At 66.6% G+C, this 26,768-nt stretch carries 20 protein-coding genes; 10 read left to right on the forward strand and 10 right to left on the reverse strand.

From position 1 onward, the window contains the following. The first annotated feature begins 96 nt into the window (after positions 1-96). Positions 97-1,578, forward strand: coding sequence for a phenylacetate--CoA ligase family protein (locus H5T74_10245; protein ID MBC7230755.1), 1,482 nt, complete (start codon positions 97-99; stop codon positions 1,576-1,578). A 64-nt stretch (positions 1,579-1,642) separates the two neighbouring features. Here H5T74_10245 and H5T74_10250 read toward each other — a convergent pair whose 3' ends face one another. The 5 genes from H5T74_10250 to H5T74_10270 form a co-directional block, all read right to left on the reverse strand. Further along, positions 1,643-2,257, reverse strand: a complete 615-nt coding sequence (locus tag H5T74_10250; protein ID MBC7230756.1) for an acyltransferase — start codon at positions 2,255-2,257, stop codon at positions 1,643-1,645. Positions 2,258-2,437: 180 nt separating this feature from the next. After that, positions 2,438-3,007: a flavin reductase family protein gene (locus tag H5T74_10255; protein ID MBC7230757.1), complete on the reverse strand. Its 570-nt coding sequence runs from the start codon at positions 3,005-3,007 to the stop codon at positions 2,438-2,440. Positions 3,008-3,355: 348 nt separating this feature from the next. Then, entirely contained in the window at positions 3,356-3,877 is a 522-nt protein-coding gene (locus H5T74_10260; protein ID MBC7230758.1) for a hypothetical protein, read from the reverse strand. Between the two features lie 41 nt (positions 3,878-3,918). Continuing rightward, on the reverse strand, positions 3,919-6,012 hold the full coding sequence (locus H5T74_10265) for an AAA family ATPase (protein MBC7230759.1): 2,094 nt from the start codon (positions 6,010-6,012) through the stop codon (positions 3,919-3,921). Continuing rightward, entirely contained in the window at positions 6,009-7,136 is a 1,128-nt protein-coding gene (locus tag H5T74_10270; protein ID MBC7230760.1) for a DNA repair exonuclease, read from the reverse strand. Before H5T74_10270 ends, H5T74_10265 begins: the two co-directional genes overlap by 4 nt. A 300-nt stretch (positions 7,137-7,436) precedes the next feature. Between H5T74_10270 and H5T74_10275 the strand changes: the two genes are divergently transcribed. Continuing rightward, positions 7,437-7,976, forward strand: a complete 540-nt coding sequence (locus tag H5T74_10275; protein MBC7230761.1) for a LemA family protein — start codon at positions 7,437-7,439, stop codon at positions 7,974-7,976. 88 nt (positions 7,977-8,064) lie between these two features. Here the strand turns inward: H5T74_10275 and H5T74_10280 are convergent, their stop codons facing one another. Further along, positions 8,065-10,611, reverse strand: a complete 2,547-nt coding sequence (locus H5T74_10280; GenBank protein MBC7230762.1) for an MMPL family transporter — start codon at positions 10,609-10,611, stop codon at positions 8,065-8,067. 322 nt (positions 10,612-10,933) lie between these two features. After that, the gene (locus H5T74_10285) at positions 10,934-11,428 is read right to left on the reverse strand and encodes a MarR family transcriptional regulator (GenBank protein MBC7230763.1); all 495 of its coding nucleotides are present in this window, start codon (positions 11,426-11,428) and stop codon (positions 10,934-10,936) included. Positions 11,429-11,614: 186 nt separating this feature from the next. Here H5T74_10285 and H5T74_10290 point away from each other — a divergent pair, with 186 nt between their 5' ends. Together H5T74_10290 and H5T74_10295 are read left to right on the forward strand one after the other, a co-directional pair. Continuing rightward, positions 11,615-12,253, forward strand: coding sequence for a TetR/AcrR family transcriptional regulator (locus tag H5T74_10290; GenBank protein MBC7230764.1), 639 nt, complete (start codon positions 11,615-11,617; stop codon positions 12,251-12,253). 324 nt (positions 12,254-12,577) lie between these two features. Further along, a complete protein-coding gene (locus tag H5T74_10295; protein MBC7230765.1) occupies positions 12,578-13,906 on the forward strand; it encodes an FAD-dependent oxidoreductase in 1,329 nt (442 codons plus the stop codon). Positions 13,907-14,780: 874 nt separating this feature from the next. On the opposite strand, the gene H5T74_10300 is transcribed toward H5T74_10295, so the two are convergent. Together H5T74_10300 and H5T74_10305 are read right to left on the reverse strand one after the other, a co-directional pair. Next, positions 14,781-14,981, reverse strand: a complete 201-nt coding sequence (locus H5T74_10300) for a zinc ribbon domain-containing protein (protein MBC7230766.1) — start codon at positions 14,979-14,981, stop codon at positions 14,781-14,783. Between the two features lie 40 nt (positions 14,982-15,021). Further along, the gene (locus H5T74_10305; protein MBC7230767.1) at positions 15,022-15,267 is read right to left on the reverse strand and encodes a zinc ribbon domain-containing protein; all 246 of its coding nucleotides are present in this window, start codon (positions 15,265-15,267) and stop codon (positions 15,022-15,024) included. 532 nt (positions 15,268-15,799) lie between these two features. Here H5T74_10305 and H5T74_10310 point away from each other — a divergent pair. The 6 genes from H5T74_10310 to H5T74_10335 all read left to right on the forward strand — a co-directional run bounded on the left by H5T74_10310 (position 15,800) and on the right by H5T74_10335 (position 25,266). Next, on the forward strand, positions 15,800-18,346 hold the full coding sequence (locus tag H5T74_10310; GenBank protein ID MBC7230768.1) for a peptidase S8: 2,547 nt from the start codon (positions 15,800-15,802) through the stop codon (positions 18,344-18,346). Positions 18,347-18,886: 540 nt separating this feature from the next. After that, the gene (locus H5T74_10315) at positions 18,887-19,579 is read left to right on the forward strand and encodes a hypothetical protein (protein ID MBC7230769.1); all 693 of its coding nucleotides are present in this window, start codon (positions 18,887-18,889) and stop codon (positions 19,577-19,579) included. Between the two features lie 321 nt (positions 19,580-19,900). Further along, on the forward strand, positions 19,901-20,884 hold the full coding sequence (locus tag H5T74_10320) for a hypothetical protein (GenBank protein MBC7230770.1): 984 nt from the start codon (positions 19,901-19,903) through the stop codon (positions 20,882-20,884). A 203-nt stretch (positions 20,885-21,087) separates the two neighbouring features. Then, positions 21,088-21,855, forward strand: a complete 768-nt coding sequence (locus H5T74_10325; protein ID MBC7230771.1) for a methyltransferase domain-containing protein — start codon at positions 21,088-21,090, stop codon at positions 21,853-21,855. Positions 21,856-22,502: 647 nt separating this feature from the next. Beyond that, positions 22,503-23,711: a glycosyltransferase gene (locus H5T74_10330; GenBank protein MBC7230772.1), complete on the forward strand. Its 1,209-nt coding sequence runs from the start codon at positions 22,503-22,505 to the stop codon at positions 23,709-23,711. Next, positions 23,677-25,266, forward strand: coding sequence for a sugar transferase (locus H5T74_10335; protein ID MBC7230773.1), 1,590 nt, complete (start codon positions 23,677-23,679; stop codon positions 25,264-25,266). Before H5T74_10330 ends, H5T74_10335 begins: the two co-directional genes overlap by 35 nt. Positions 25,267-25,466: 200 nt before the next feature. Here H5T74_10335 and H5T74_10340 read toward each other — a convergent pair whose 3' ends face one another. Next, positions 25,467-26,543, reverse strand: a complete 1,077-nt coding sequence (locus H5T74_10340; protein MBC7230774.1) for a hypothetical protein — start codon at positions 26,541-26,543, stop codon at positions 25,467-25,469. Between the last annotated feature and the right edge of the window lie 225 nt (positions 26,544-26,768).

Here is a 26,768-nt window from a genome sequence, read left to right on the forward strand (position 1 = left end):
GCTCCCAGGGGTTAGAATCTTGCCGTCTAGGCTACACGGGGTCCTCCCCGGACCCCCGGCAGGGATGGAGTATCGGAAAGGCAAGGGGGTATCTTAATGAGCGTCCTCTACATCCCCAGGGAAGACGGCACCTACGAAAAAGTCCCGGTGACGCCCGAGAACACGCAGCGCTACATCCAGAGCATCCCGCTATATGCCCAGGACGACGACCCCACCTTCTGGTCCCAAGAGCGCATCCGCGCCATGCAGGACGAGCTCTTCAGGCGCCAGATGGAGTGGGTGTGGGACGGCCACGATTACTACAAGCGCGTGTTCAGGGAGAACGGCATCGAGCCGGGGGACATCCAGGACCTCGACGACCTGGAAAAGCTCCCCCTCACCTACAAGAAGGACTACATGGCGGAGCCGGAAGAATTCAAACTCAAGCCCTCCAACCCCACCCTCTACGACTGGATATTCGACGTCACCTACACCACCGGCTCCACCACCGGGGTCCCCACCCCCTTCTGGAACACCATCCACGACGCCCACGGCGTCTGGCAGATGCTCTTCCGCGGTATCAAGCTAGGGGGCTTCCCGCCCTACGCCCGGGGGATCAACCTCTTCCCCCTGGGACCGGTGCCGCATATCGGTTTCTTCCGCGCTCGGGACATAGGCATGATGGGCTTGGGGACCTTGAGTATGTACGGCTGCACCGGCATGACCTACCCCGAGTTCCCCGTGCACCGGTCCATGGACTACGCCATCGACCTCATCGAGAAAGGCCGTGCCGAGGTCTGGCTGGGCATCGCCAGCTTCATCCGGCGCCTGATCATGAAGGCGGAGGAGGAGGGGCGCGACTTCTCCGCCACCAAGCATATCCAGGCCCTGGGCGAGGCCTGCCCCAAGGGCATGCGCGACGACATACGGCAGCGCCTGATGAACATGGGCGCCGAGGACCCCTTCGTCTCCAACTCCTACGGCTTCACCGAGATGCAGGGGGCCATGCCGGAGTGCACGGACTTCAGCGGATGCCACAACCCCGCGCCAAACCTCTATTTCTTCGAGGTGGTGGACGAGCAGACGGGAAAGAGGCTGCCCGACGGGGAGCGCGGCCTGCTCGCCATCACCCACCTCAACCGCCGCGGCACCGTGCTGCTGCGCTACGTAATCGGCGACCTGGGCGCTATCACCCACGAGACCTGTCCCCACTGCGGGCGCAACGTGGAGCGCTCCATCATCGCCGTGGGCAGCACCTACGCCACGCGCACCTCGGAGCTGGTGAACCTAAAGGGCACCCTCATCAATCCGGAGATCCTCCGGGACGAGGTGGCCAACACCCCGGGGGTCAAAGAATACCAGATCATCTTCACCAAGCGCGACCTCGCCGACCCCTACTCCCCGGACGAGCTGGTGGTGAAGATCTCCCCCGCGGAGGGCGTGGACACCGCGCAGCTCGAGAACGAGGTGGTCACCAGGCTCATCACCGCGGTGGAGATGCGCGCCAGGGTGGAGTTCGTGTCCATGGAGGAGATCTACGATCCCACCGTGGCCCTTAAGGCCTACCGCGTGCTGGACATGCGGCCCAAGGACCTCTGAGGGGCCCTGGCCGGGGTGGAAGGCGGGGCGACCAGCCCGGCACGCACGCCCGGACACCGCGGCGTCAGCCGCGGCTGCCGATGACCCGGGCGGGCACGCCGGCGACGATGGCCAGGGGGGGCACGTCGCGCGTCACCACCGCTCCCGCCGCCACCACCGCTCCCGCTCCCACCCTCACCCCCTTGAGGATGATGGCGTGGGACCCGATCCAGCAGTCCTCCTCGATCACCACGGGGCCGTAACTCCCGGGCTGGAAGCGCATGGGCACCCCGTTCATCTCCATGCCATGGTCGGCGCAGTTGATGTTCACGTAAGGCCCGAGCATGGAGTTCCTGCCGATGGTGCAGTCATCGAAGGCGTTGATGATATTGTAGGGTCCGACGGCCACGCCCTCCTCCAGCAGCAGGGTGGCGTCGTTGGCCGCGAAGAGCCTGGCCAGGGTGTCCAGGGAGCAATTCCTGCCGATCACGATGCGCCCGCGGTCATTTCCCCTGATCTGCACCGGGGTGGGGATGAAGGTGCCGTCATCGATGCTGCAGGAAGATTCCCCCGCCAGGGCCACGTCCGGCCGCGCGGCGATCCACACATAGGGGCCGCACCGCACCCCTTTTCGGCGCAGGCAGCGCTGGTAGTAGAGGATGGCGGGGTGACGGAAGGCAAAGCGCAGGCGGTCCAACATCTTCTTTTCTCCCCCTCGTCCGAGTCCTTACACCATATTATCCCGCGTATCCCGCGCTCACGCGCTTCATCCACCGGCCTTTTCCTGCCTCCCGCCCCACCGCGGACAAGGGTACTCGCCGTTCACGGAGTTTTTCTCGCTCCCTGACCGAATTCTGTCCCATGTCCGGGGCTGACCCCATCAGGGGATGACCTCCAGCTCGGATGCCGTCTCGCCGAAGGCGCCCAGGCGCCTGCCCATGGACCAGTACTCGCGGTGGTTGAGGACGTAGGGCCGGAACTCCTCCACGTCGATGTTCCCTTTTTCTCCCATGCACTCCTCCTCCAGGTGCACCGCGAGCACCAGCCCCACGAAGAGGGTGTGCGAGCCCAGGGGCAGGGAGGCGGAGACCCGGCACTCGATGTTCAGGGGGCACTCCTCCACCAGCGGTGCTCCCACCTCGGCGGCGCGCCCGCGCGAAAGGCCCGCCAGGGCGAACTTGTCCTGGTCCCTTCCCGAGACCATCCCGCACATGTCCACGGCGCGCCACAGGTCGCTCGAGGGCACGTTGACCACGAACTCCCCGCTCGCCTGCACGAGCTGGTGGGTGAACCTGCTCTCCCGCACCGCCACCGCCACCTGCGGCGGCTCCATGCACACCACGTTCACCCAGGCCGCCGTCATCACGTTGTCCCTTCCCGCGTGCGCCGCGCTGATCAGCGCCACCGGCTTGGGAAGAAACAGGGTCGAGGGACTTCGCTTCCTCTTCAACCGCCCACCTCCTCTCCCGTCCATTTGTGCCCGGGTCCGGCGAGGCGCCGCCCGCGTCAACACAGCCATTCCCGCTTACCGCGATTTATCGGTAAAGCCGTCAGGGTCCAGCAAGGCAAGGTCAGCCGCCGGACAATCTCTCTCGCTTCCCGGTAACCGCCAGCGCAGTTGCCATTGTCCGGCGAGGCGCCGCCCGCACTCACGACGGCGATGACCGGGTCTCCTCGGGGTCTCCGCACCCTCTCGCGCCATGCCCTCTATCGCCGGCGCCCATACCTCGAGTCCGTTTTTCATGCCCCCTTCTCCCCCGTCTCCGCCCTGCCACGCCGGCCACGACCCCACGGCTCCTCACGCGCGCCTTCCGCCGCTGAGCCTCCTCTCGAAACAGGCCAGCTTGTAACCCGCCCACAGGGCATAGATGAGGTGCACCTTGACCAGCTCCCTCTCCTCCAGGCGGATGAGCTCCGGCCCGTAGGCCACCTCGCGCACCAGCGCCTCGGCCAGCGCCTCCACCCCCATGGGCTCGTCCGCGAAGGGATCCGTGCCCACTACCTCCTCCTCGTACATGAGCCGCAGCCTTTCCACGCCCCGCTCCACCGTCTGCGGCCTCTCGGGGTCCGTGAAGGCCACGCGCTCGGGCCCTTCCCCCAGCGCCGCCCGCGCCAGTATATAGCCCTCGAGGAAGGTGGAGTTGATGACGGCGGACACCTCGTCCACCAGGCTGCGCGAGGCCACGCGCGGGAAACAGTTGCGTATGACGCGCTCCCGGAAGATGTCCAGCCATAGCATGGCCATGGTGCGCGAGGCCAGGTCGAGGTCGGCGAACCTGATGCGCCCGCGGTAGTCCTCGAATCTCTCCCGCAGATTCATCCCCGAGCCTCCCCTTAAGGGTCCGTGCCGACGCCGGGCGTTCAGGTAGCCGCCGCTTCCAGCTCCACGATACGGTCGGCGTACGCGTCGTAGTGATCCCCGCAAGTGAAGATGACCGCCTGCCAGCCCCGTGCGAGATCCCTCATCACCCCCATGGCCCGTTCCAGGCGGCGCGGATCGAAGGTCACGAAGGGGTCGTCCAGAAGCAGCGGCGGCCGCCGTTCCCCGCAGATGATCTCCGCCAGGGACAGCCTGGCCGCAAGGTAGAGCTGGTCGACGGCGCCGCGACTCAAGGCCTCCGGAGGGACCGGACCTCCCTTCTCCCGCGACCACACCGCGATGCCCAGGCTGCCCTCGTCCATCTCCACCCGCTGGTAGCGGCCGTCGGTTATGCGGCTGATGTAATCCCCGGCCATCTCCTCCAGGCGACGCGCCGTGCCGGAAAGGGTCTCTCTGGAAGCTTTTTCCATCCACGCCACGGCCAGCTCCAGCGCCGCCGCGCGCCGCGCCAGGCGCGCCCTGCGTTCGCGCAGGTAGGCCAGCTCCTCCTCCAGGCGCAGCAGCTCCTCCTCCGCGTCCTCCTCCCCGAGCAGGACCTCCAGGCGGATGCGTTCCTCGCGGAGGGCGGACAGCCTCGCCCGCAGGGAATCCCTCTCGCGCAGGTACGCCTGAAGGCCGGCGCCGTCCACGGTGCGCCCGCGCAGCTCCCTGAGGCGCCTCTCCCGCAGGCTCACCTCCGAGGCCAGGCGCCGCGCCTCTTCCTCCACGGCAGCCCTCTCGCCGTCGGGCAGCAGCACCTCCAGCTTGTCCGCTATCTCCTTGCGCCTGGCCAGCAGCTGCAGGTAAGCGACCTTTATCTCCAGGAAACGCCGGACGGTGCCACAGCCCGCCGCGGCGGCCATCCTCTCCAGCTCCCGCTCCACCTCGGCGCCGCGCCTCTCCAGCTCCTCCATCTGCTCCCGGACGGCCTCCAGTTCTCCGCCCCTTCTCAAGAAGGAGAGGTAGCGGCCGGGCAGGAGCGCCGCCGCCGCCAGCCCCGCACCCGCCGCCGAGGCCAGCAGCATATAGGGCGAGAGGGCGATGCCGGCGAGACCCACCAGGATGAGGGTCATGCCGCCCAGGAGGAGGTAGGGCGCCCAGGGGCGGTAGCGCGCCCGGCGCGCTTCCTGCAGGCGTCTCTGCAGCACTCCCACGCCCTCGGCGATCCCCGCGCGCTTGAGCTCGAGCTCCTCCAGCTCGCCGCGCCTACTCTCCAGCACGGCGCGCAGCCCCCCGAACTCCCTCTCCTCCTGCTCTCGCAGGCGCGCGTCCTCGGCCACCAGGGCGGCGGCGGACTCCAGCTGCCGGTAACGGCGGTGGAAGTCCTCGATGTCCTCCTCGATATCCGCCCGCTCCTCGGAGTCCGAGATCAGGGCCGCCAGCGTCTCCAGCCTGGCCTCTATGCCCGCGCTCTCCCCGTCGATCTCCTCCAGGCGGCGCCGCGCGTCGAGCCTCTCCCGCGCCGCCCCGGAAAGCTCCGCGCTCCTGGCCTCTTTCTCCCCGATCTCCGCCTCCACCCGGGCCAGAGGCCCGGGGTTCTTGGCCGTACCCCTCATCCCCCGCAACAGCTCCGCAAGCTCCCGCTGCAGTTCGCCCAGCGCCTCGGGGGCCGCCGCGCCGCCGTCCGACCCGGTCATGGCGGCATGCAGGGCGCGTCCCAGCTCGTCCCTGCCCGCCCCGATGGCCGCCACTTCGTCCTGCCTGATGGCGGCGGTGGAACGGTAGGCCGCCTCCGACCCCAGGCCCAACCATTCCCGTACCGCCTCCTCGATGCGCGCGTGATCACGGGTATCGAGGTCACCCCATACCAGGTGAGCGCTCCTCGCCGCGAAATCCTTGACCAGCCTGAAATCCCTGCCCCCGGCCTCGCCCTCGAGCTCCAGCACGAAACCGCCGCTCTCTCCCCAGGTGACGCTCTCGCGCACCTCCCTGCGCCCGGAGTCCGCCTTCCAGAAGAGCGCCGCCAGCATCGCCTGCATGAGGGTCGATTTTCCCGCTTCGTTCGGCCCTTTCACCACGTTTATCCCCTCGCCCAGCTCCAGCCGCCCCTGGCGGAAGCGGCGGAAGTTGCGCATGGTCAGGGAGGTGATCTTCATGCCCCGCGCGACCTCCTCCCGAGGGCCTCCAGCCCCAGGCGCAGGGCTTCTCCCGCGACCTCCAGGTCCTCGCCCTGCCGCGAGGCCATCTCCCGGGCGGCGATGCGCATGAACCTTCCCAGCACCGTGGACTCGGGGTAGGCCTCGGGGTCCGGCGGCGGCGTTTCCTCGTGGACCGGCACCAGGGCGAGGTGGAAGAAGAGGGGGGCCAGCTCCTCCTCCAGGGCGTCCCAATCGCATCCCGACCACCCCTCTCCCTGCAAGCCCCTGACCCGCACCTCCAGGCCCAGGTCGCGGTCAGCGAGGCGGCGCAGGTGAGCATAGAGCCCGGCGGGGTCCCCCACCTCCGCGCCCTCGAGCTCCAGACGCGCGAGGCGGCGTTTTCCCACCGCGATGGGTTTCACCCGCGGCGGCTTGTCCTCCTCCAGCTCCACCAGCAGGACGCAGCCCTCCTCTCCCCCGCCCATCTCCAGAGGCTCCGGCGGGCCGCTGTAGAAGGCGACGGTCTCCCCCTGGGAGTACTCTACGCGCGTGTGCCAGTGCCCCAGGGCCAGGTAATGCAGGCCGGAGGAGGCGATGCTCTGAGCCGATACCAGCATCTCGTCCCTCTCCACCCTCCCCGGCACCAGGTAGGAGGCATGCAGCACGCCCACCTTCCAGCGCTCGCTCCCCTCGGCGCGAAAACCGGCCAGGACATCACTCCCCTCGCGGCTCACCGCGGAACCGTACACCCGCACGTCGAGTCCCTCCAGCCGGGCCGAGGCGAGCTCCCGTTCCGTGAAAACAAGCACGTGGGGCAGGGAGCGGAAGGCTTCCCGGCCGAAGACGCCTCCCGGCTGGGGACGGTCGTGGGTGCCGGGCACGATGACCGTCCAGATTCCCTCGCGATCAAGGCGCTCCAGCTGGTATTGCACCTCGCCCGCGAGCGCCGCGGGGGGAAAGGGGGAGTCGAAGAGGTCGCCCGCGACGACCACCATGTCCACCTGGGTGGTGAGGGCGAGGTCCACCACGCGCGAGAAGGTCGCCTTGAGCTGCTCGCGCTGCTCCTTGCCGCGCGGCCCCAGGAAGCGGAAGGCCGCCCCCAGGTGCACGTCCGCGGTGTGCAGGATCCTCAACCCGGCCATGGTTCCTCCCTCGTCGCGACGGACGAGAACATTATAGATCAGGGCGTTATGGGGTCACATCTTCGATGTTCGATCCCGCCAGCCTATCGCCTTGTTGAGCCCGCTTCGCTTTCCCCCATCGCCTCGCAAGAAAACCCGCATCGAAGATGCCCCGTTGTTCAGTTCGCATCCAAGATCCCATTGGGATGGCGTTGGTCGAGAGCCTCCACCTGAGACCGAAGGCCCCGTAACGCATCGTCTTCTCCGATGTGACGATGTCCCATGTCCGGGGCTGACCCCATAGGCGGGTATAATGTCCGTATGGAACCTTACCTGTATGTCTTGGCCGTCCTGGCGGCCCTCCTGCTGGCAGTGGCCCTCGTTTATAACCGCATGATCCGCCTGCGTAACCGGGTGCGGCGTGCCTGGAAGGACATCGACGTGCAGTTGAGACTGCGCCACGACCTGGTCCCCGTCCTGGTATCGGTGGCGGAAGGATACGCCGCGCACGAGAGCCGGATGCTGGAGAGGGCCGCGCACCTGAGATCGGTAGCCCGGGCGGCCGCCGGGGTGAGGGAACGGGGAGCGCGCGAGCTGGACCTTGCGTCATCCCTTGCGGAGCTTTTCGCCCTGGGGGAGAGCTACCCCGATCTCAAGGCCGACGAGGCCTTCCAACGCCTCTTCCGGGAGTCGGTAACGGTGGAGAACCACCTCGCCGCGGCGCGCAAGTACTACAACGGCTGCGTGCGCGCCTACAACAACTTCATCCAGAGTTTTCCACAACTGATCCTCGCACGCCTCCTCCGCTTCCGTCCATCGGAATATTTCCAGGAGGGTGAGGGGCAGGATACCCCCGCCTGAGGGCCGCTTGCGAGCCCCCTCTACAGGCGCCGTTGCGCGCCGCGCCGGGTCGGTCTGCATCCAGGCGGCGGAACGCCCATCCTACATCCTACCCCTTGAGGGCCTGCCCCTTCTCCCTGCGCAGGGCGATGGAGGCGAGGAAGGAGGGCTCTATCACCAGGGCCGCGAAGCAGGCGCTGGCCAGGGCGATGGCGGTGATGATGCCGAACCTGCGCAGGATGCTGAGGCTGGAGATGGCGAGGATGAGGAAGGCCCCGCAGGTGGTCACGGCCGCGGAGATGAGGGCGACGCCCACATTGCGCACGCTGGAGTTGATGGCCTCCTCCGCCCCCAGCCCGTTGACGTAGACCTCCTCCCGGAAGCGGTGGGCGACGTGGATGCCGAAGTCGATGCCCGCCCCGATGACCATGGAGGCGATCATCACCGTCATGATGTCCAGGGGCCAGCCCATGAGGCGAAGGATGCCCAGCTCGAGGGCGATGGCCAGGAAGACCACCGAAGTGGCGGCGACGCCGTAGGAGAAGGACCGGAAGATGAACATGACCAGGAGCGCGCAGAGCACGAGGGCCATCAGGCTGGTCTCTACCTGGGTGGCGAAGAGCTTGTCCATGGTGTCCGCGATGAGCAGGGGAAGGCCGGTCACGCGGAAGCGCGGGTTGAGCGCCGGGCCGCCCTCGGCCGAGGCGTTGTCCTTTAAGATGGCGGCGATCTCCTTCTCCTCCTTCTCGCCCAGGAAGAATACCTCGAAGCTGATGAGGGCCCGGTCGCGTTCGGGGGTAATGAGAAGCGAGGTGTCGAAGCCGTACTCCTCACCCGCCCTCGCAAGGGCGGCCTCGGCCTCCTCCCGGGTGGCGGGAAGCGCGCCGTCCACGGCCTTGAAGATGGTGGTGATGCCGAAGACGCGGTTGGCCTCGAAGTATCGCTTCTCCCCACCGGGAGCGAGGTTGCGCGGATCGGAGAGGACGCCGTTTATGAACGAGTCCATGGTGCGCAGGGACTGCGGCGACAGCAGGTCCTCCCCCTCCACCAAGGCCACGGCGTTGTCCTGTCCGCCGAAATAGACCTCCATCTGGTTGACGAGCCTGTACTTGGGCAGGTCCTGGGGGACGAAGCCGCGGATGTCGGCGGCGGTGGAGAGCCCCGAGGCCAGCACCGCGCAGGCCACGACCAGCACCGCCGCCGCGACCCATACCACCCCGCGGTGGCGCTCAGCGAGCAGGGACAGCCTGACCAGGCCGCGGTCCAGCCAGTCCAGCACGCGGTGCGTCTCCACCCGCCTGCGCTCCTGGGGCCTGCGCCGGCGGTCCCTTATCACCAGGGCGGCGGGGAGGAGGAGCACGGAGAGCGCATACCCGAAGAAGACGCCGGCCAGGCAGAGGAAGCCGAAATCCCGCATGGGCGGGAGATCGGTGATGGTGAAGGAGAGGAAGCCGAACATGGTGGTGGCCGCGGCCAGAAAGACGGCCACCCCCACGGTGGACACCGCCCCGGCGGCGGATTCCAGGGCGCCGGCTCCCCGGTCCCGTTCCTCGTAGTAACGCGTGAGGACGTGTATGGAATAGGCGATGTCGATGCCCAGCAGGAGGGGCACGATGGCTATGCCCACGATGGTGAACTTCATGCCCGCGAAGCCCATGAGCCCGAAGACCCACAGGATGGAGATCATGACCACTGCCAGGGTCAGAAACACGTCCAGCAGCTTGCGGAAGGTGACGAAGAGCACCAGCATGATGAAGGCCAGCGCCGCCAGTCCCAGGATCAGCCCGTCCCGCATGGAGAGGTCCTGGATGGCCTTGGTGAGATAGGTCTCGCCGCTGGCCTCGGCGGTGATGCCGTAGCGGGCGAAGTGCTCTATGGTGAACTCTTCCAGTTCCTGGGCATAGGAGACGATGGTCGCCTGGGGAAGGTCGGGCCTCACCTGGACGCGCAGCAGGGCATGCTCGTGCCCGTCATCCTCCCCGCTCAGGGTCCTTCCCAGCACGAACCCCGCGGCGCCGGGGTCCGCCAGGTACCCCTCGGCCGCCTGCTGGAGCGCGAAGCCCAGGAACGACTCCACCTGGGACCTGCGCGAGCGGGCGTCGCCGGAAGCCAGCGCCCCTTCCACTATCTGGAACAGGGGTGCGGCGTCCGGCAGCTCCCGCAGCGCGGCCGTCCGCGGGTCGGCGAGGAACGTCTGCAGCGCGGACGCAAGCTCCTCGGTGCTGTCGGCGTTCTCCACCGCCCAGGCGAGCTCGAATATGGGAGCGACCTGGGAATTGCGCGCCAGCTGGCTGATGTAGCTCTCCACCCCCAGCACGTATTCTTCCCAGAGCACGGGATCGCTCTTGGCCTTCAACTCCCGCTCGTAGCCGTAGAGGGCGAGGACGGCTTCGGGAGAGGTGAAATCGGTCCCGCTCAGCAGCACCTTGTCGAACTGGAGCCCCCCGAAGGCCTCCTCCACCAGCTTGATGGCATCGACGGATTCGTACCCCTGGGGCATCACCGACCTCTGGCTGAACTCCATCTCCACGCGCAGAGCCCCTATCAACGCCGTCACGCTTACGGCGGCGATGATGGCCAGCACGACCCAGGGGTGCCTCACCGCCGGCCTTGCCATGCGCGCGAAAAACCACTCCGCCCCGCGCTTCCGTCTCATCTCTACCCGCCTTTCACCACCGCGCCGCGACCCGCTCCGTGTCACACCCTCCGAAACGCGTCGCTACCGCCCCGCGACCCACCCGGATCCCTGGACTTTCGTTGCGTAAAAAGACCTTTGCAAATAACAACCTTTTAAGCTCACAAGGATAGTACGACACCCGCGGAAGGGCGTCAACCGACCGCCCGGCCGGGCCCGCTTACCTGCGCGGAGACGCCGGCGGGTAAGGAAAAGGACGCGAGGACTATAGACCACCAGGCGCCTCTACCCGTTTCAGGAGGCGATCCGTCTGTCGCGGACAGGCAAGCGGAGGCGGGGACGGTCAGCTCTCCCGCGCCTCCACGCCGCCCGCCATGAGGTGGAGGAGGGCCTGGTTGACCTGCTCGATCACGTGGTAGACGAAGACGCGTTTCTCCTCTTCCAGGCCGTCGGCGAGCCTCGCGAGCACCTCGGCGGGCTGTCTCAGCATGCCCGCGATCTTGCGCTTTCCGGCCGGGGAGAGGCTGACCATGACCTTGCGCCGGTCGAACCTGTCGCGGGTGCTCCGCAGCCACCCCTTCTCCTCCAGCGCATAGACCATGCGGCTGACGGTGGAGGGGTTCACGAAGAGCATCCTCGCCAGGTCGCCCTCGCTCAGGCTCCCGTACATGTACACGGTGAGGATGGCGGCGTACTGGCTGTAGTTGATCTCGTACTTCTCGAGCACGGCGTTGAAATCGCCGTAATAGGCATGGATGAACATAAAGACCGTCTTCACCAGGTTCTCGAAGACCTCGACCCCCCGCTGGCCGCCCCCGGAAGCGCTTGCATCTTTCATGTTTTTCATATCTCAAACATTGTAGATTGCTCCCCTGACAACGTCAAACCCCGTACCCGGCCTCCCCGTCCCGCCGGCATCGAAATTGACCGGGGGTGAACGGCGGTGGTAGATTGTGACCGTCAGTCATAATCCTGCCGTTCATATCGGGCAGGCGCCGGGAAACGCGAGGACGGGGACACGGGCATGGGCGCAAAGAAGAGGCGGGCGGGAGGGCGCGGCGTGCGCTTCGCCCAGGACCGCTCCCGGGAGACCCAGCGGCGCATCCTCGACGCGGCGCTGGAGGTGTTCGCGGAGAAGGGATACAACGGCACGACGGTGGCCGAGATCATCTCCCGCGCAGGTATCGGGCACGGCACCTTCTGGCTCTATTTCCATAACAAGGAGGACCTCCTGCGCTACCTCCTGCAGGAGATGGTGGACGAGTTCGAGGCCTTCGACTGGTACCGCCGGGGCGACGCCTCCATGATCTCCATGCGCTCGCTGCAGGAGGTCGAGGAGATCATCCGGGCGGTCATGGAGATCTTTGCGCGCTATTCCACCATCCACCCCCTCATCGTGCGCGCCGCCATGGACAGCGAGGAGTTCTGGGAAGCCCTGGAAGACCTGAACCAGCCCTTCGTGCGCATCGTGGAGATGAAGCTGCGGGAGCACCTCGAAAAAGGCTTGTGCGGGGACCTGGACCCGGAGGTCACCGCGCGCATAATCGTGAACATGCTGGAATACACCAACCTACAGTGGCTGAAGGAGCGCCGCGAGGCGGAGCGCGACGCCCTCATCCACAACCTCAGCGTGATCATCCACCGCACCCTCAACCACGCCTGATGGACCGCCGGGATTCCGGGTACAATCCAAACCCTTCTCCTGTCTGTCGAACCGCGCCCTCAACCACGCCTGATGGACCGCCGGGACCGAAGGCCCCTTTTTACCCGCTCACCCCGATCTGTGCCAGCCTCTTCTGAGACCGCGCCCCTCGGGATCTCTTGAGACGGCTCGGCGGAGGGGATAGGCCCGATTTCAGCCTTCCGCGCACAGCCCGGTGCCCGGGGGCTCGCTCCGCCCGACAGCCCCGTTCACCCGCCCGCCCGGCGCCTTGCTATAATCTTTTCAGCCATACAGTCGCAGTATTCTTTATTCGGGAGGGAGACGATGAAGGTTATCGTGATCGGAGCGGGAACCTCCGGCCTTGCCGCCACCCATACCCTGCGCAAAAGGGGCGTCGAGGTGCTGGCCCTCGAGGCCAAGGAGACCGCGGGAGGACGCATCGTAGGGGCGCGCCGGGACGGCTACACCATGGACCTGGGCGCGCAGTTCTTCTTCAAGTTCTATGACACCACCTTCGGCATCTGCCGCGAGCTCGGGCTGGGCAACGACATCGTTCCCTTTCCCTTCAAGGTGGCCATATGGAAAAACGGCAGGCTCAATCCCATCACTGCCGGGTTGAACCCCCTGGCGCTGTGGCGCGACCGCGCTGACCTGCTGCGTTTCCGTCTCTTCTCCCCCCGCGGGATGCTGCAGGTGGCGCGCATCATGCCCATCATCCTCAAGCGGCGCCGCGACCTCCACTTCATCGACTTCCAGAATATGCTGGACCTCGACGACGAGAGCCTGGCCGACCTGGCTAAGCGGCGGGGGGGCGAGGAGGTCCTGGAGTATTTCCTGCAGCCGGTGGCCTCTTGCCTGACCCTGGGGGAACCCGAGGAGGTGGGAGCGGGATACGGCCTGACCCTGGTATGGTACTCTCTCAACGGGCTGTTCACCCTTAAGCGCGGCATAGGCACCCTCGCCGAGCGCTTGTACGAGGAATGCCGCGACAGCGTGCGCCTTTCCTCCCCCGTGAAGCGCGTGGTCATCGAGGGCGGCGCGGTAAAAGGCGTTGAGACCGCGGAGGGCTTCATGGACGCGGACGCGGTGATCTGCTCCGTCACCGCCACCCGCGCCCTCGAGCTCATGCCCGATCTCCCCGAGGGAATGCGCCGCTCCCTGGAAAAGGTGACCTACAGCGCTTGCTGCCACGTCATGTTCGGGCTGGAGAAGCGCCTCCTGCCCGAGGGCTGGTACGCGGTGGGGCTGCCCCGACTGGCCGGCACCTCCATGGCCGGGTTCACGGACAACTCCATCAAGTCGCCGCACTATGCCCCCCCGGGCGGGGGGATGGTGCACTGCTTCACCTTCGGCAGGCACGCCTTCGAGCTCAACGCCATGTCCGACGCCGAGGTCTTCAAGCGCCTCAAGGGAGAGATCAGGCGCTTCATCCCCTCCATGCCCGAGGAGCCCTACATCTCCGAGATCTACCGCTGGGACGAGGCGGTCTGCCTCTCACCTCCCGGGATGCTGCGGGAGATCTGCCGCCTGAAGCGCGACCATTACCGCGACGTCAAGGGGCTCTTCCTGGCGGGAGAATACCTGAACATGCCCTCGGTGGACGGCTCCCTGCGCTCGGGCATCGACGCCGCCGAGGCGGCCCTGCGCAGCTGAGAGGCCTGCAGCCGGCACGGTGACCGGGAGGCTGCCTCAACCTCCCTTGTAGCCCGATCATCTCCCCGCAAGCATAAGGGTCCGGGCCAGCGCATTGACCGTTCCCGTAAACGGAAACTCTGGCCGACCCTCGCGGCCCGCTGGTCTGCGGCTCCGTGACCCGCGCGGAAAGCGGGGAGAAAAGCCGCCCTTATCCCACCGCGGGCTCAGCCCCCCTCCGGGTCACCGCTGGGGGCCCTTCCCTCGCCCGCACCGGGTTCCGCCTCGCATCCCGGTTCCTCGCGCCGCACGCGGCACCCCTCCGAGATTCAAGTCGGCACCCCCAACCTGGGCAGCAGGAAGCCGCTCACCACCACCCAGGCCACGATGACCAGCAGCGGTATCAACCATTCCACGGCACATGACCCCCTCGGCATTTCTGGGAGCATGACCCGGCCGTCGCCCGAAAATGTCGTAAATATCCTTCCATGAGATTCCTCGCCAACCCTATAAAGCGGCCCAGGTCACCCCCGCCATCTCCGCCTGTCCCTTCTCTTCTTGCACTGGGTCCGACCGGACCCTACCAGGGACGTCACGTGGAGCGGGTGCCGCATGCGTCCGCCTGCGATGCTCGCCCCGAGCTCCTCTCTCCTGTTTTCTCCCCGCGGGTCCGACCGGACCCTACCAGGGACGTCACGTGGAGCGGGTGCCGCATGCGTCCGCCTGCGATGCTCGCCCCGAGCTCCTCTCTCCTGTTTTCTCCCCGCGGGTCCGACCGGACCCTACCAGGGACGTCACGTGGAGCGGGTGCCGCATGCGTCCGCCTGCGATGCTCGCCCCGAGCTCCTCTCTCCTGTTTTCTCCCCGCGGGTCCGACCGGACCCTACCAGGGACGTCACGTGGAGCGGGTGCCGCATGCGTCCGCCTGCGATGCTCGCCCCGAGCCCCCGAGGCCGAGGACGGAAAACAGCTTCTTCACCCGGCCGGAGCCGCACTTCCCACAAGCCGGGGGCTTTTCCTCGCTCTCCTCGGCATGCCGGAAAAAAGCGTCGAAACGGTTCCCGCACTCCTCGCACCTGTACTCGAAGATGGGCATCTCTTCAACACCTCGCCTCGTCCGTCTTTCTCTGACCTTCCTACCTCGAAACGCACGCCGCGCGCACGGCACAACCGCCGCGCGAGGCGCACGTGGCGCAGTCCTCGCATACCGGCGCCGGCACGGAACCCCTAGGCCCGCCCTCCCCGATCACCGTGAACGCGCTCTTGACCTTACGGGAGCCGCATCTTTCGCAACCCGGCGCCTCTTCCGCCTCGTCCAGGCGGCGGACGAAGGCCTCGAAACGGTTCCCGCACTCCTCGCACCTGTATCTCACTATGGGCATTTACACCCGCCTCCCGTTGCCTTACTCTTTCGGTCCCGCTCGGAGAGCCGTCGGGATCCATCCTCGTCCCCTGCCTGCGCTCGCCTCCCGCTGCATTTCTTTCGGAGCCCGCCCAACCTCTCCCCGGTATGCCGGTCCTCCCGGGCCGCGCTCTCCATGAACACAGGTTATTACCTGGAGCGGCCCCCCGCCATGACCCTCCTCAGCCGCGGGGGCACCAGGTTAACCAGCCCTTGCCCGGGCGGCCGGGAACCCGGTCGCCGCCGCAGGGGCGCGGCACCATGGCGAGCCCATCGATCACATACCGGCGGAGAATGCACCCCATGCCGGCGAGGATGCAGGCGAGGCCGCGATCGAGCGCACCGCGGAGGACCTCTCACGCCGGGGAATCAACCTCCTGTCAGCGGGGATTCAACCCCCGCCGCCTCAAGCCGGCCCTCCCGGCGTCCGATTATCAGAATGCGGGGAAGAGCGCAAAAACGTTGCTCACAAAAGGCTTTTTCGTCTTGTGGCGTGAAGAGGTGTGCGAACGGTGAGGTCACGATATCGCCCTATGAGCTGGCTCTTCCCCGCGCTCACCCTCATCCTCGCCGCCCTCGTCCTCCTCGTTCCCGCCCTGCCCTGCGCCTCGGCTCCCCGGGCAGGGACGGAGGGCACGGCGGCGCGTATCCTGGTGGGCTTCCGGGAGGCGCCTGGCGCCGCCGAGCTGCAGGCGCTGCGCGCGGCGGTGGAGAAGGCGGCGGGGCTTTACGGTTGGGAGGGACCGGAGCTCGTCCTCCCCGGCGTGGCGCGCCTCCGCCTCTCCGCGGTGCCGGATCTCCCGCGCCTGAAGGAGCTGCTCTCATCCCTCCCCTTCACGGCCTTCGTGGAGGACGACCACGTGGTCAGGATCTCCGCGGATCCCAACGACCCCCGTTACGGGGAGCAGTGGCACCTGTTTGCCGTCTCCGCCCCGCGGGCCTGGGACCTGACCACCGGTTCCAGCGGGGTGACCATAGCGGTGGTGGACACGGGGGTCGATTACAACCACCCGGACCTCAAGGACAAGTGCGTGGCCGGATACAACTTCGTGGACCGCAGCTCGGATCCCATGGACGATCACGGCCACGGCACCCACGTCGCCGGTATCGCCGCCGCCGTGGGCAACAACTCCACCGGAGTGGCGGGCATGGACTGGAAGGCGCGGGTGCTCCCCGTCAAGGTCCTCAACGCCCAGGGGGCGGGGTACGACTCGGACGTGGCGGCAGGCATACGCTACGCCGCCGATCACGGGGCGAAGGTCATCAACCTCAGCCTGGGCAGCCCGGACTACTCCTATACCCTGGCCGAGGCGGTGAACTACGCCTGGAACAAGGGCGTCCTCGTCGTCGCCGCCTCCGGCAACAGCGGGTCGAGCGTCAACTACCCCGCCGCCTTCGACAGGGTGGTCGCGGTGGGGGCGCTGGATTCCAATGACAAAATAGCATATTTTTCCAATCGGGGTCCGGAGCTGGACCTCACCGCACCGGGCGTGTCCATCCTCTCCACCATCCCCGGTTCCTACGGCAAGATGAGCGGCACCTCCATGGCCTCCCCGGTGGTGGCCGGCTGCGCCTCTCTCGTCCTGGCCGCCAACCCCGGATATACCCCCGCCCAGGTGAAAGAGGCGCTGGAAAGCGGCGCCGTGGACCTGGGCGCCGCGGGTATCGACGAACTCTACGGCCACGGCAAGGTGGACGCCTTCGCAGCTCTCGCCGTCAGCGCCCCGCAGCCGGAGCCGGAGCCGGAGCCAGGCCCGGAGCCGGCTCCGGAAGACGGGACCTGGAACCCCCCGGAGCCCGGGGGAGAGAAGGTATGGTATCTCGCGGAGGGATATACCGGGCCGGGCTTCCAGACCTACATCCTGGTGCAGAACCCCAACGGGAGCGAGGCCTCCCTGCGCGCGGAATACGTGGACCCCGGGGGCGGCTACATGGAGGAGTTCTACACCCTGGGCGCCCATTGCCGCCTTACCCTGAACCTCAACGCCATCTTTCCCGACCGCGAGGTCTCCACCTGCATCTCCTCGCAGAACAACGTGGGAGTGGTGGTGGAGCGCGCCATGTATTTCGACTGCGGGGGACGCTCGGACGGTCACTGCGCCTCCGGCAGCCCCGGTCTCTCCACCACCTGGTACTTCGCGGAGGGATACACCGGCGCGGGCTTCGACGAGTACATCCTGGTGCTCAACCCCTGGTTCAAAAGCAACCAGGCGCGCCTTACCCTCTACGACGAAGCGGGCAACGAACAGTCGTACGAATACTGGCTGCTCCCGGCGTCGCGGCTCACGGTGCACGTGAACGAGCTGGCACCCGGTAAGAACGTGGCCGCGAAGGTAGAGACCGCCAGCGGCTCGGTGGCGGAGAGGGCCATGTACTTCGACTACGGCGGCCGCCGGGGAGGCCACTGCGCCATGGGCACCCCGGAGCCCTCCAACACCCTCTTTTTCGCCGAGGGATATACCGGAGCGGGTTTCGACGAATGGCTCCTCCTCTTCAACCCCTCCCCTGAAGACCGCACCGCCACCGTGGACTACCGCTTCACCGACGGCAGCGAGCTGAGGGCCAACTACGTGGTGCGGGCATGCCGACGCCTCTCGGTGCACGTCAACCGTGAGGCCCCCGACCGCGAGGTGGCCATCAAGGTGAGCTGTGGAGGGGAAGGCTTGGTGGCGGAGAGGGCCATGTACTTCGACTACCGGGGGATATGGGACGGCGGCCACTGCAGCGAGGGCGCCACCTCGCCCGCGGAGCGCTGGGACCTGGCAGAGGGATATACCGGACCCGGCTTCGAGACCTGGATCCTCATCCAGAACACCAGCGCCTACGAATCCGCCGACATCCGCCTCGCGGTCATGGGCAACATCGGGATGTCCTCGCCGCGCGCCTATGTGCTCACCCCCGGTTCCCGGACCACCATCTTCCTCAACGACATCGCCGCACCGGGCGACGCCTCGGTGACCGTCTTTTCCGCCAACAGCGTGCCGGTGGTCGTCGAGCGCGCCATGTATTTCGACTGCGGCGGCAGGAAAGGCGGCTCGGTGAACACGGGCTGCCGTTGAGGCCTCCTTGGGGGGCGTAGAACGAGGGAGCATGCCTCCGGTCCGAGGCGACCACCCAACGGTGACGACTAGGCGCGGCGTTCATCCCGGGCTTGTCGGGATGACCTGAGCCGACACGGCCTCTCCTCGATCCGCCCGCCCCTCGCGTTGAAAAGCCGCGAAATTGAACCCCCGCGAGCCCCGTGCTACCATGGGATGATCTACCATCCGGCGCACGCTCACGGCGAGGGGAACCGGGACTGCCGTCCGGGTGTCAAAACAGTGCGTGGGAAGCTCGAACGCGGACCGGAAACGGCCGAGCGGGCTTCACGGGCGATGACCGCTCACGGAAGGCATGGAGACGATGCGCGGGCCGGAAAGGGCAAGGGTGCAGGCGGACTGCGGGTGGGGCCGGCGCCGAGGCTTGTCTGCGATCCGGACCTTGCCGCAAAATAAATGTTGGATGAATACTGGTGCAGGCGGACTGCGGGTGGGGCCGGCGACGAGGCCGCAGGATGCCGGCGGCTCCCGCCGGAAGCGAGGCAACGAAAGAGGATGGGCATGCAAAGGATCAGGGAATGGTACCTGGGGCTCGGCCGCGGCGCCAAGATCGCTCTGCTCTCATGCGGGATGATCCTGGCCGCCGCCGCGGCGGCGGCCATCGTGTTCATGGTCAGCAACCCCAGCAAGGTAGAGGTGCGTTTCGGCACCATCGTGCGCGACCCCATCGACAACCACGTGTGGGAGGACAACACCCAAACGGCATGGGTGGACCCCTCCGAGGCCGCCAACTACCGCGTGGAGTACATCGACCGGTACAGCCCCGAGCACGAGGAGCAGATCAACAAGGAGAAGGAAGCGGTCGCCCAGCGGGAGAAGGAGCTGGAGGGATCCTCCGGCTACCAGGCCATAGAATCGGCCGTCCCCGCGGGGACCTTCGAGGACATGCAGACGCTGCAGCGCAACATCCAGACCATGGGGCAGGACATCATCTCCGGCATGAAGATGGCCAACGAGATCTCCAACACCAAGTCATCCCTGGTCTATTACCGCAACCAGGCGGCCTCCATCGAGCTGCCCCCGGAGCTGGAGCCCCTTCGCCAGCAGGCCCTGCAGGTGTTCGACATGTACATAAAGGCCTGCGACCTTTACCTGCAGGCCATCGCCACCGGAGAGCTGGCCCTGGTCGACGAGGCCAACGCCCTGGTCAACGAGGCCACCTCCATCATCCAGGGGCTTCTCCCCTCCTACTGACGCGCGTTCTCACGACTTCGCGCGTCCCTCCCGAAGGCACCGGCACGGGCATCGGCGCGTGCCTTCCCCCGCGCGGCGAGGATGCGCACGCCGGGAACGCAGGCCTAAAAGAACGCCCGGTTGTTCCCCGATAATCGAGGGTGACGGTCATAGGTCCCGTAAAGGAGGTAGTGGACGGTTGTCTGTGCCGCAAAAGGGGGTCGTGATATCCTGGATCTTCGGTTACGATGGAGCAAGGCATCCCTCCCGGGCTTATAGGCGAGACCGAAGTCACGACCTATCCGGGAGCACGCGCCCCGAAAGCGGAAAGGAGGCTCGCGGGTGAGAGAGGAAAAGCGCGGTGCGCGCAGCGGTTTTCTGGCGGTAGTCGATCTCTCGCTTCTCACTCTGGTCTATCTCACCAGGCTCCTCGTCCGCATCCTGCCCCCGGCCGCCATGGATGCGCTCTACGACCTCTTAGGAACCGCGGTCCTGCGCCTCCTCCCCGGGATGGGCGCGAGGCTCGCGGCCAAGGCGGGTGAGGTCCTGGGGGAGGACCTCGGGCACCGCGAGCTGGAGCGCATCAGCCGCGGGGTGTGCGCCTCCGCCCTCAAGCCCATCCTGGACCTGGCGCTCTTCTGGAAACACCGGGAGCGCATGATGGCGGAGCTGCGGGTGGAGGGCATGGAGAACCTCGAGGAGGCCGAGTCGCAGGGCCGGGGGGTCCTGCTGCTCTTCGTCCACACCGGCTCCTACGACCTGTCGCCGGTGATCTTCAACCGCCTGGGCAAGCCCTTCACCCCGGTGATGTTCCACCCCAACAGCACGCCCCTCCACCGCTACGTGGCCGAGATGGCCGTGTTCGGGCAGATCCTGGGATGCGACCGCGAGAGCCCCGTCTTCTGGGCCGGCCGGGATACGGGGGAAAAGGTGCGCCGACACCTGGAAAAGGGCAAGCGGGTGGCCATCGCCCTGGACGTGGACGGGCCGTGCGTGGTGGATCTCTTCGGCCGCCCGGCCGCCCTCGCCGACGGCATCGCCCGCTTCGCGCTGGAGACAGGGGCGCCCATCGTGCCCTTCGCCCTCCTGCGCGGCGCCGGGCCCCTGGAGCGCAGGCTGATCCTCTACCCTCCGCTGCGGTACGAGCGCAGTGGAAACCGGGAGGCCGACGTGAGGGCGGTGATGCAGCAGGCGGCTCTGGCGGGAGAGAGGATGATCCGCGAGGACCCGGGACAGTGGATGAGCCTTTTCGGCATCCGACACTGGTGGGAGAAAGCGCGGAAGATCATGGCGGAGAACGGGGGCGGAAAGGGGACGGTGTCGTGAGCGGCGGGCTCCTGGAGGGCATCTTGCGCTGTCCCGCCTGCGGGGGCGAGCTGAAACGGGAGGGCGCGGGTCTCACCTGTTCCGGCTGCGGGACCGCCTACGGCGAGACGGAAGGTCTCCCCGACCTCATCCCCCCGGGCTCATCCGCGCTCAAGCTCTCGGAGCGCGAGCATTACACCAGCAAGGTGGACTATTACCTCCAGATGCACGCCACCTGGTGCGGCAGTCCCTTCTACCGCCATTACCACGCCTCTTTCCTGGCCAATTTCCGCACCCTCCCCCCGGGTTCCATCATCCTGGAAACGGGCTGCGGCCTGGGACACGACGGGCTGGAGCTGCTGCGCGCGGGCTACCGCCTGGTGGAGACGGACATCGCGCCGGGACAGCTCGCACGGGCGCGGGAGCTCCACCTCTCTTCCGGCTACGGCGCGTCCTCCGCCCATCTCCTCGCGGACGCCGAGCGGTTACCCCTGGCATCCGGATGCTGCGACGGCGTGCTGGCGGTCGCCTCCCTGCATCACCTCCCCGACCCCCTCGCCGCCCTGCGCGAGATGCACCGCGTCCTCCGGCCCGGGGGGATGCTGGTCCTGGGGACGGAGCCCAACGACTGGCAGAATCGCACCATCTATCCCGCAGGCAAGGTGCTGCTGAAGGCCCTGCGCCGCTTCAAGGGCGGCCCCGTTGGGGGAGAGGAGATGGTCTCGGAGGCGGACAAGCTCACGGAGGGGTTCTCAGCGCGGGACCTCGCCTCCCTTTTAAGGGAGGCGGGTTTCACGCAGATCGCGCTGCAGCCGGCGGGGTACTTCTCCGCAGCTATCTTTTTCCTGAGCACCGAGCTCTCGCAGATGGTCGGGCGCCCCTTGCGACTCTTCGCCCTGGAGAAAGCGCTCATCCCCCTGGACGAGGCTCTGGGCAGGATGCCTTTTCTTTCCAGATACCCCTGGCACTGGAACGCACGGGCGAACAGATGAGGGGAGCCCTTCCTCCGGGTGCCCTCCCAGGCCACTATCCTTGCCGGGGATCATTTCCCCGTTCTCGCAGATGGTCGGGCGCCCCTTGCGACTCTTCGCCCTGGAGAAAGCGCTCATCCCCCTGGACGAGGCTCTGGGCAGGATGCCTTTTCTTTCCAGATACCCCTGGCACTGGAACGCACGGGCGAACAGATGAGGGGAGCCCTTCCTCCGGGCGCCCTCCACGCTGGATGCGCCCGCCAAAGGTCGGTCTTCCCCTTAATGTTACGCCGGTGTTACAAAACGGTTGTGATCGTGTGACATTACCCATAGGTAACTTGAATAGCGCGGGCTCGGGGTATATATTTTGTTTACAGGGATGAAGGACGGGGCAGGCACACATTACTATCCCTGGGAAAGCGAGCGGACTAGAGCGGGTGCGAACTGGGGGTGCGTGAACACAAAAAGCGGGACACAAAAGGTCGAGACTCACTCGGGTAGAACAACCTGAACCAGAACCTACCTGAACATCCCGAAAGATGTCCTGGTCTTTTTCACCGCCCCGGAAAACCGGAAACCCCGCTCCACGGACGGATCCGCCGGGAAGGACGAGTTGCGGCATCGCCGATGGCGCGCCGCACGGGAGGCCAAGGACGGGCAGAAAAGCGATGAGGCTGGCGCTGGTACACGACTGGCTCACAAATCTCGCGGGCGCTGAGCGGGTTCTGATGGCCATGTGCGAGGTCTTCCCGGAAGCCCCCGTCTATACCTCCGTCTTCTGCCCCGAGCATTTCCCCCAGTTGCAGGACAGGGAGGTGCGCACCTCTTTCCTGCAGAAGGTGCCGGGGGCGAAGAAGAAGCACCAGGCCTTCCCGCTGCTGCGCACCGTGGCCTTCGAGCGTTTCGACCTCTCGGAGTTCGACGTGGTTATCTCCTCCTGCCACGCCGAGGCCAAGGGGGTGATCACACGTCCTGAGACGCTGCACATCTGCTACTGTTACACCCCCGTTCGTTACTACTGGAGCGGTTACCACCACTACCTAGAGAACCCCCGCTACGGCTTCCTCAATCCCTTGGTGAAGGCGGTCATGCCCTACATGACCGGCTATCTGCGGGTCTGGGACCGCTGCGCCGCAGACCGGGTGGACCGCTTCGTGGCCATCAGCAGGCACGTGGCCCGGCGCATCGAGAAATACTACCGCCGCGAGGCCGAGGTCATCTACCCGCCCGTGAACACCGCATGGCTCGGGATCTCCGAAAAGGTCGATGATTACTTCCTCCTGGTGGGCAGACTCATCCCCTACAAGCGCGCCGACCTGGCGGTGGAGGCCTTCAACCGCCTGGGACTTCCCCTGAAGGTCGCGGGCACGGGCTCGGAGCTCGAGAGGCTGCGCGCTGCGGCCAGGCCGAACATCGAGTTCCTGGGCAGGGTGAGCGACGCGGAGCTGGCGGAGCTCTACTCCCACTGCCTGGCCCTGGTATTCCCGCAGGAGGAGGACTTCGGCATCGTCCCCCTGGAGGCCATGGCAGCGGGGCGTCCGGTGATCGCCTACCGCGCGGGTGGAGCCACGGAGACGGTGGCGGAGGGGAAGACGGGGGTCTTCTTCGACCGCCAGGACGCGGAATGCCTCGCCCGGTGCGTGAGGGATTTCGATCCCGGGCGCTTCGACCCCGCCCAGGCACGCGCCAGGGCTATGCAGTTCGACGTGGAGGTCTTCAAGCGCAGGCTGGAGGAATTCGTACGCCAAGCATGGGAGCGCTTTTCCCAAGGTCATGCGACGCCGACGAAAAAGGGGCGCCTGGTGAACATGCCGGCGCCGGAGACAAAGCTGGAGGGGGAGCATGGACAGGCAATTGATAGAAAGCGGGTTGTCTGAGACGCGAGCCGCCCTGCCGGTGAGCGGCGCCGGGATGCCCGAGATGGGCATCCAGGACGAGGACCTGCACGCCCTGCTCGCGGGGGCGGAATACGGCCTGCTGGAGCGCCCTGTATCCAGGCGCGCGGAGGTGGCGGCGCGCATCACGGCGCGCTTGCTGACCGACGTATTGGCGGTGTTCACCGCGGCCACCGTCGCCTACTGGTTGCGCTTCGAGAACTCCTTCTTCGTGCGCGCCTTCCCACCCGAGGAAGCGGTCTTCTACGGCAGCGTCATCGCGGCCCTCATGGTCACCTCCCCGGTGCTCTTCCTGGCCCTCAAGGTGGCCGGTATGTACGACCCGCGCACCCGCGTGCGCATCCTTGACCGCATCCCCCGCATCGTGGGAGCGACCAACGCCTATCTGGTCTTTCTCCTCGTGATGTCCTTTTTCCTCGACTCCTCCGTGTCCACCCGGGGTTACCTCATCGTCTTCTGGGCGCTCGCCATCCTCTGCCTCTTCACGGGACGCATGATCCTGCAGCTCTCTTTGAGGGTGGCAGGCATCAACGACGTGGTCATGCGCAACACCCTCATCGTGGGCGCGGGCAAGGTGGGGAAGCAGGTGGCGCGCAAGCTGGTGCGCCACGAGGCCTTCGGGCTCCGCCCGGTGGGGTTCGTGGACGATGACCCTCTCTTCAGACGCTTCCAGGAGCCCGAGCTCAAGGACCTGCGGGTGCTGGGCGGCATCGCCAACCTGCAGGACATCATCCGCGAGTTCGAGGTGGAGAAGGTGATCATCGCCTTCTCCGGGACCGGCTCCGAGCAGCTTCTCGACCTCGCCTCGAGGTGCAACAGGGCGGGCGTGGAATGTTCCATCGTGCCCCGGCTCTTCGAGGTGATAACCGACGAGATAAAGGTGAACGAGATCGGCGGCATTCCCCTCATCAAGCTGCGCGATAAGAAGATCACGGGATACCGGAAGCTGCTCAAGGACCTGGAGGACTACGTGCTCGCCACGGCGGCTTTGCTGATCACCTGGCCGCTGCTGCTGATCACCGCCATCGCCATCAAGCTCGACTCGCCGGGCCCCGTCTTTTTCCGCCAGGAGAGGGTGGGAAAGAACCAGAGGACGTTCACCTGCCTGAAGTTCCGCTCCATGGTGGTGAACGCAGAGGAGCTGCAGGACGAACTGATCGACCTCAACCAGGCGGAAGGCCCCCTCTTCAAGATAAGCGACGATCCCAGGGTCACGAGGGTGGGGAAGTGGATACGCAAGTTCTCCATCGACGAGCTCCCGCAGATCTTCAACGTGCTGGCGGGGCACATGAGCCTGGTGGGGCCAAGGCCGCCCGTTCCCAGGGAGGTCAAGGAGTACAAGTTCTGGCAGACCCAGAGGCTGAACGTAAAGCCGGGCATCACCGGCCTCTGGCAGGTGAGCGGGCGCAGCGACCTGCCCTTCGACGAGATGGTAAAACTGGACCTTTACTATATCGAGACCTGGTCCCTGTGGCAGGATTTCAAGATCATCCTCAGGACCTTCTCAGCCATACTGTCCTCCAACGGCGCGTACTGAAGCGATGGGGAAGGGAGTACGTCCTCACCCCGTCGCGCACGCAAAGGCCACGTGCCCCCGTGGCTGGAGCGCGAGCGAGGAGCGCGGCAGCGAAGCGTAGGGGGGTTTTGGGGGGACCGGGCGGCATCCGTGCCGCCCGGTTTTCTATCTCTACGCGGGGCGGGCCTTGCGGGACGGCCCGATCCCGCGTTGTATCCCGATCAGAGAGACATATCCAGTTGTTGGACCGCGCCGGGCGTCCCGTTCTCGCGCAGATATAACCCGCTCGACCTCACCCTTCCCAGTACCTGGTTGCCGGGGTCCGTGAGGGAGAAGGGGGTGCCGGCGCGCCCGAGGAAAATGGCCCCTATACCGAGGTCGGTGAGGGAGAGCAGGAAATCCTCCTCGCCGTTCTTCACCCATACCCGCAGGTCGCGGAACACGGGATCGGCCTCATCTATCCAGTTATTACCATCTATGTCGTGGGTGGCGAGCTCCGCGAAGCCGTCTCCCGACAGCGGACCGAACATCTCCCTCCCGCTGGTGACAGACCCGTCGCCGTCCAAGTCCAGGACCAGGAAGCCGCTGCCTGCCTCCAGCATGGGAACATCATCCGCGACGCCGTCCGCGTCCAGGTCGAACGCGAACCTAAACCCTGAGAGGCGCGCCGCGGAGCCGTCGAGGTTCAACACCAGCGGGTCCGAGACCGCCGCCTCCCCCACGCGCAGACGCGCGCTCTCGTAGTGCTCGTACTCCCTGTGCATGACCAGCTCCAGCCGGAAGAAGATCTCCCTGCCGTCCGCGGTTCTCACCACCCCCGCGGCGCTGAAAGAGGTGGTTTCGCTCTCCCTCTCATACCTCGCGAACTCGTACTCCAGGCCCCAACCCCCGCGGGAGCTTTGCGCGGGTCCCGCGCCTCCCGGGCCGCCTCCCGCATCACTTTCCTCCACGTAGCCCTGACCGCCGGGGAAGAGCTCCGCGGTACGTATCCGGATGCGTCTCCCGGTCACCATCTCCACCAGCTTCTCCACCAGGCTCTTCAGCCTCGCAAGATCAGGCCTCCCCGCCTTTTCCGGCTCGCAGGGCTTCTTCGCCCTACGCGAGTGTTCGGTCTCCCCCGGGGCTTTCGAGGCCGCATGCGGGTGGATGGCCTCGCGCCCCGGACCCGGTATCCGGCCCGCCTGCCGTCCCGAAGCAGGCGGGGAAGCGAGATGCAGACGAAGGCTCTCGCGGGCCTCCTCGACCCGCGAAAAGGTATGCCCGGCCTGCAGGGAGACGCTGGAATCGGTGATCCTCAAGGGCTTCTCCTCTCATCCATGAGAGCGCGGCGGACCGCTCCCTGTCCTCTTCGCAGCATGAAGGAGACCCCCGCTCCCGCGCATCCATCCAAAGTGCATACCGCGGCGGCCAAAAGAGGGAGACTCCGTTTCCCGCCCGGGGCATCGGGCGCACCTCTCTCCATACCCGTTCCGGGTGGGTCGAGGTTCCGATACGCGCCCGGGGCAATGGCCACGGCGCCCCAA

It is taken from the genome of Actinomycetota bacterium (assembly GCA_014360645.1).
Taxonomy (GTDB): Bacteria; Actinomycetota; Geothermincolia; order Geothermincolales; family RBG-13-55-18; genus Solincola_B.

What these genes read in the sequence shown, in the direction of transcription:
- H5T74_10245 (MBC7230755.1), top strand. Translation starts at nt 97, where the DNA reads ATGAGCGTCCTCTACATCCCCAGGGAAGACGGCACCTACGAAAAAGTC.
- H5T74_10250 (MBC7230756.1), bottom strand. Translation starts at nt 2,257, where the DNA reads ATGTTGGACCGCCTGCGCTTTGCCTTCCGTCACCCCGCCATCCTCTAC.
- H5T74_10260 (MBC7230758.1), bottom strand. Translation starts at nt 3,877, where the DNA reads ATGAATCTGCGGGAGAGATTCGAGGACTACCGCGGGCGCATCAGGTTC.
- H5T74_10265 (MBC7230759.1), bottom strand. Translation starts at nt 6,012, where the DNA reads ATGAAGATCACCTCCCTGACCATGCGCAACTTCCGCCGCTTCCGCCAG.
- H5T74_10270 (MBC7230760.1), bottom strand. Translation starts at nt 7,136, where the DNA reads ATGGCCGGGTTGAGGATCCTGCACACCGCGGACGTGCACCTGGGGGCG.
- H5T74_10275 (MBC7230761.1), top strand. Translation starts at nt 7,437, where the DNA reads ATGGAACCTTACCTGTATGTCTTGGCCGTCCTGGCGGCCCTCCTGCTG.
- H5T74_10280 (MBC7230762.1), bottom strand. Translation starts at nt 10,611, where the DNA reads ATGAGACGGAAGCGCGGGGCGGAGTGGTTTTTCGCGCGCATGGCAAGG.
- H5T74_10285 (MBC7230763.1), bottom strand. Translation starts at nt 11,428, where the DNA reads ATGAAAGATGCAAGCGCTTCCGGGGGCGGCCAGCGGGGGGTCGAGGTC.
- H5T74_10290 (MBC7230764.1), top strand. Translation starts at nt 11,615, where the DNA reads ATGGGCGCAAAGAAGAGGCGGGCGGGAGGGCGCGGCGTGCGCTTCGCC.
- H5T74_10295 (MBC7230765.1), top strand. Translation starts at nt 12,578, where the DNA reads ATGAAGGTTATCGTGATCGGAGCGGGAACCTCCGGCCTTGCCGCCACC.
- H5T74_10300 (MBC7230766.1), bottom strand. Translation starts at nt 14,981, where the DNA reads ATGCCCATCTTCGAGTACAGGTGCGAGGAGTGCGGGAACCGTTTCGAC.
- H5T74_10305 (MBC7230767.1), bottom strand. Translation starts at nt 15,267, where the DNA reads ATGCCCATAGTGAGATACAGGTGCGAGGAGTGCGGGAACCGTTTCGAG.
- H5T74_10315 (MBC7230769.1), top strand. Translation starts at nt 18,887, where the DNA reads ATGCAAAGGATCAGGGAATGGTACCTGGGGCTCGGCCGCGGCGCCAAG.
- H5T74_10325 (MBC7230771.1), top strand. Translation starts at nt 21,088, where the DNA reads ATGCACGCCACCTGGTGCGGCAGTCCCTTCTACCGCCATTACCACGCC.
- H5T74_10330 (MBC7230772.1), top strand. Translation starts at nt 22,503, where the DNA reads ATGAGGCTGGCGCTGGTACACGACTGGCTCACAAATCTCGCGGGCGCT.
- H5T74_10335 (MBC7230773.1), top strand. Translation starts at nt 23,677, where the DNA reads ATGGACAGGCAATTGATAGAAAGCGGGTTGTCTGAGACGCGAGCCGCC.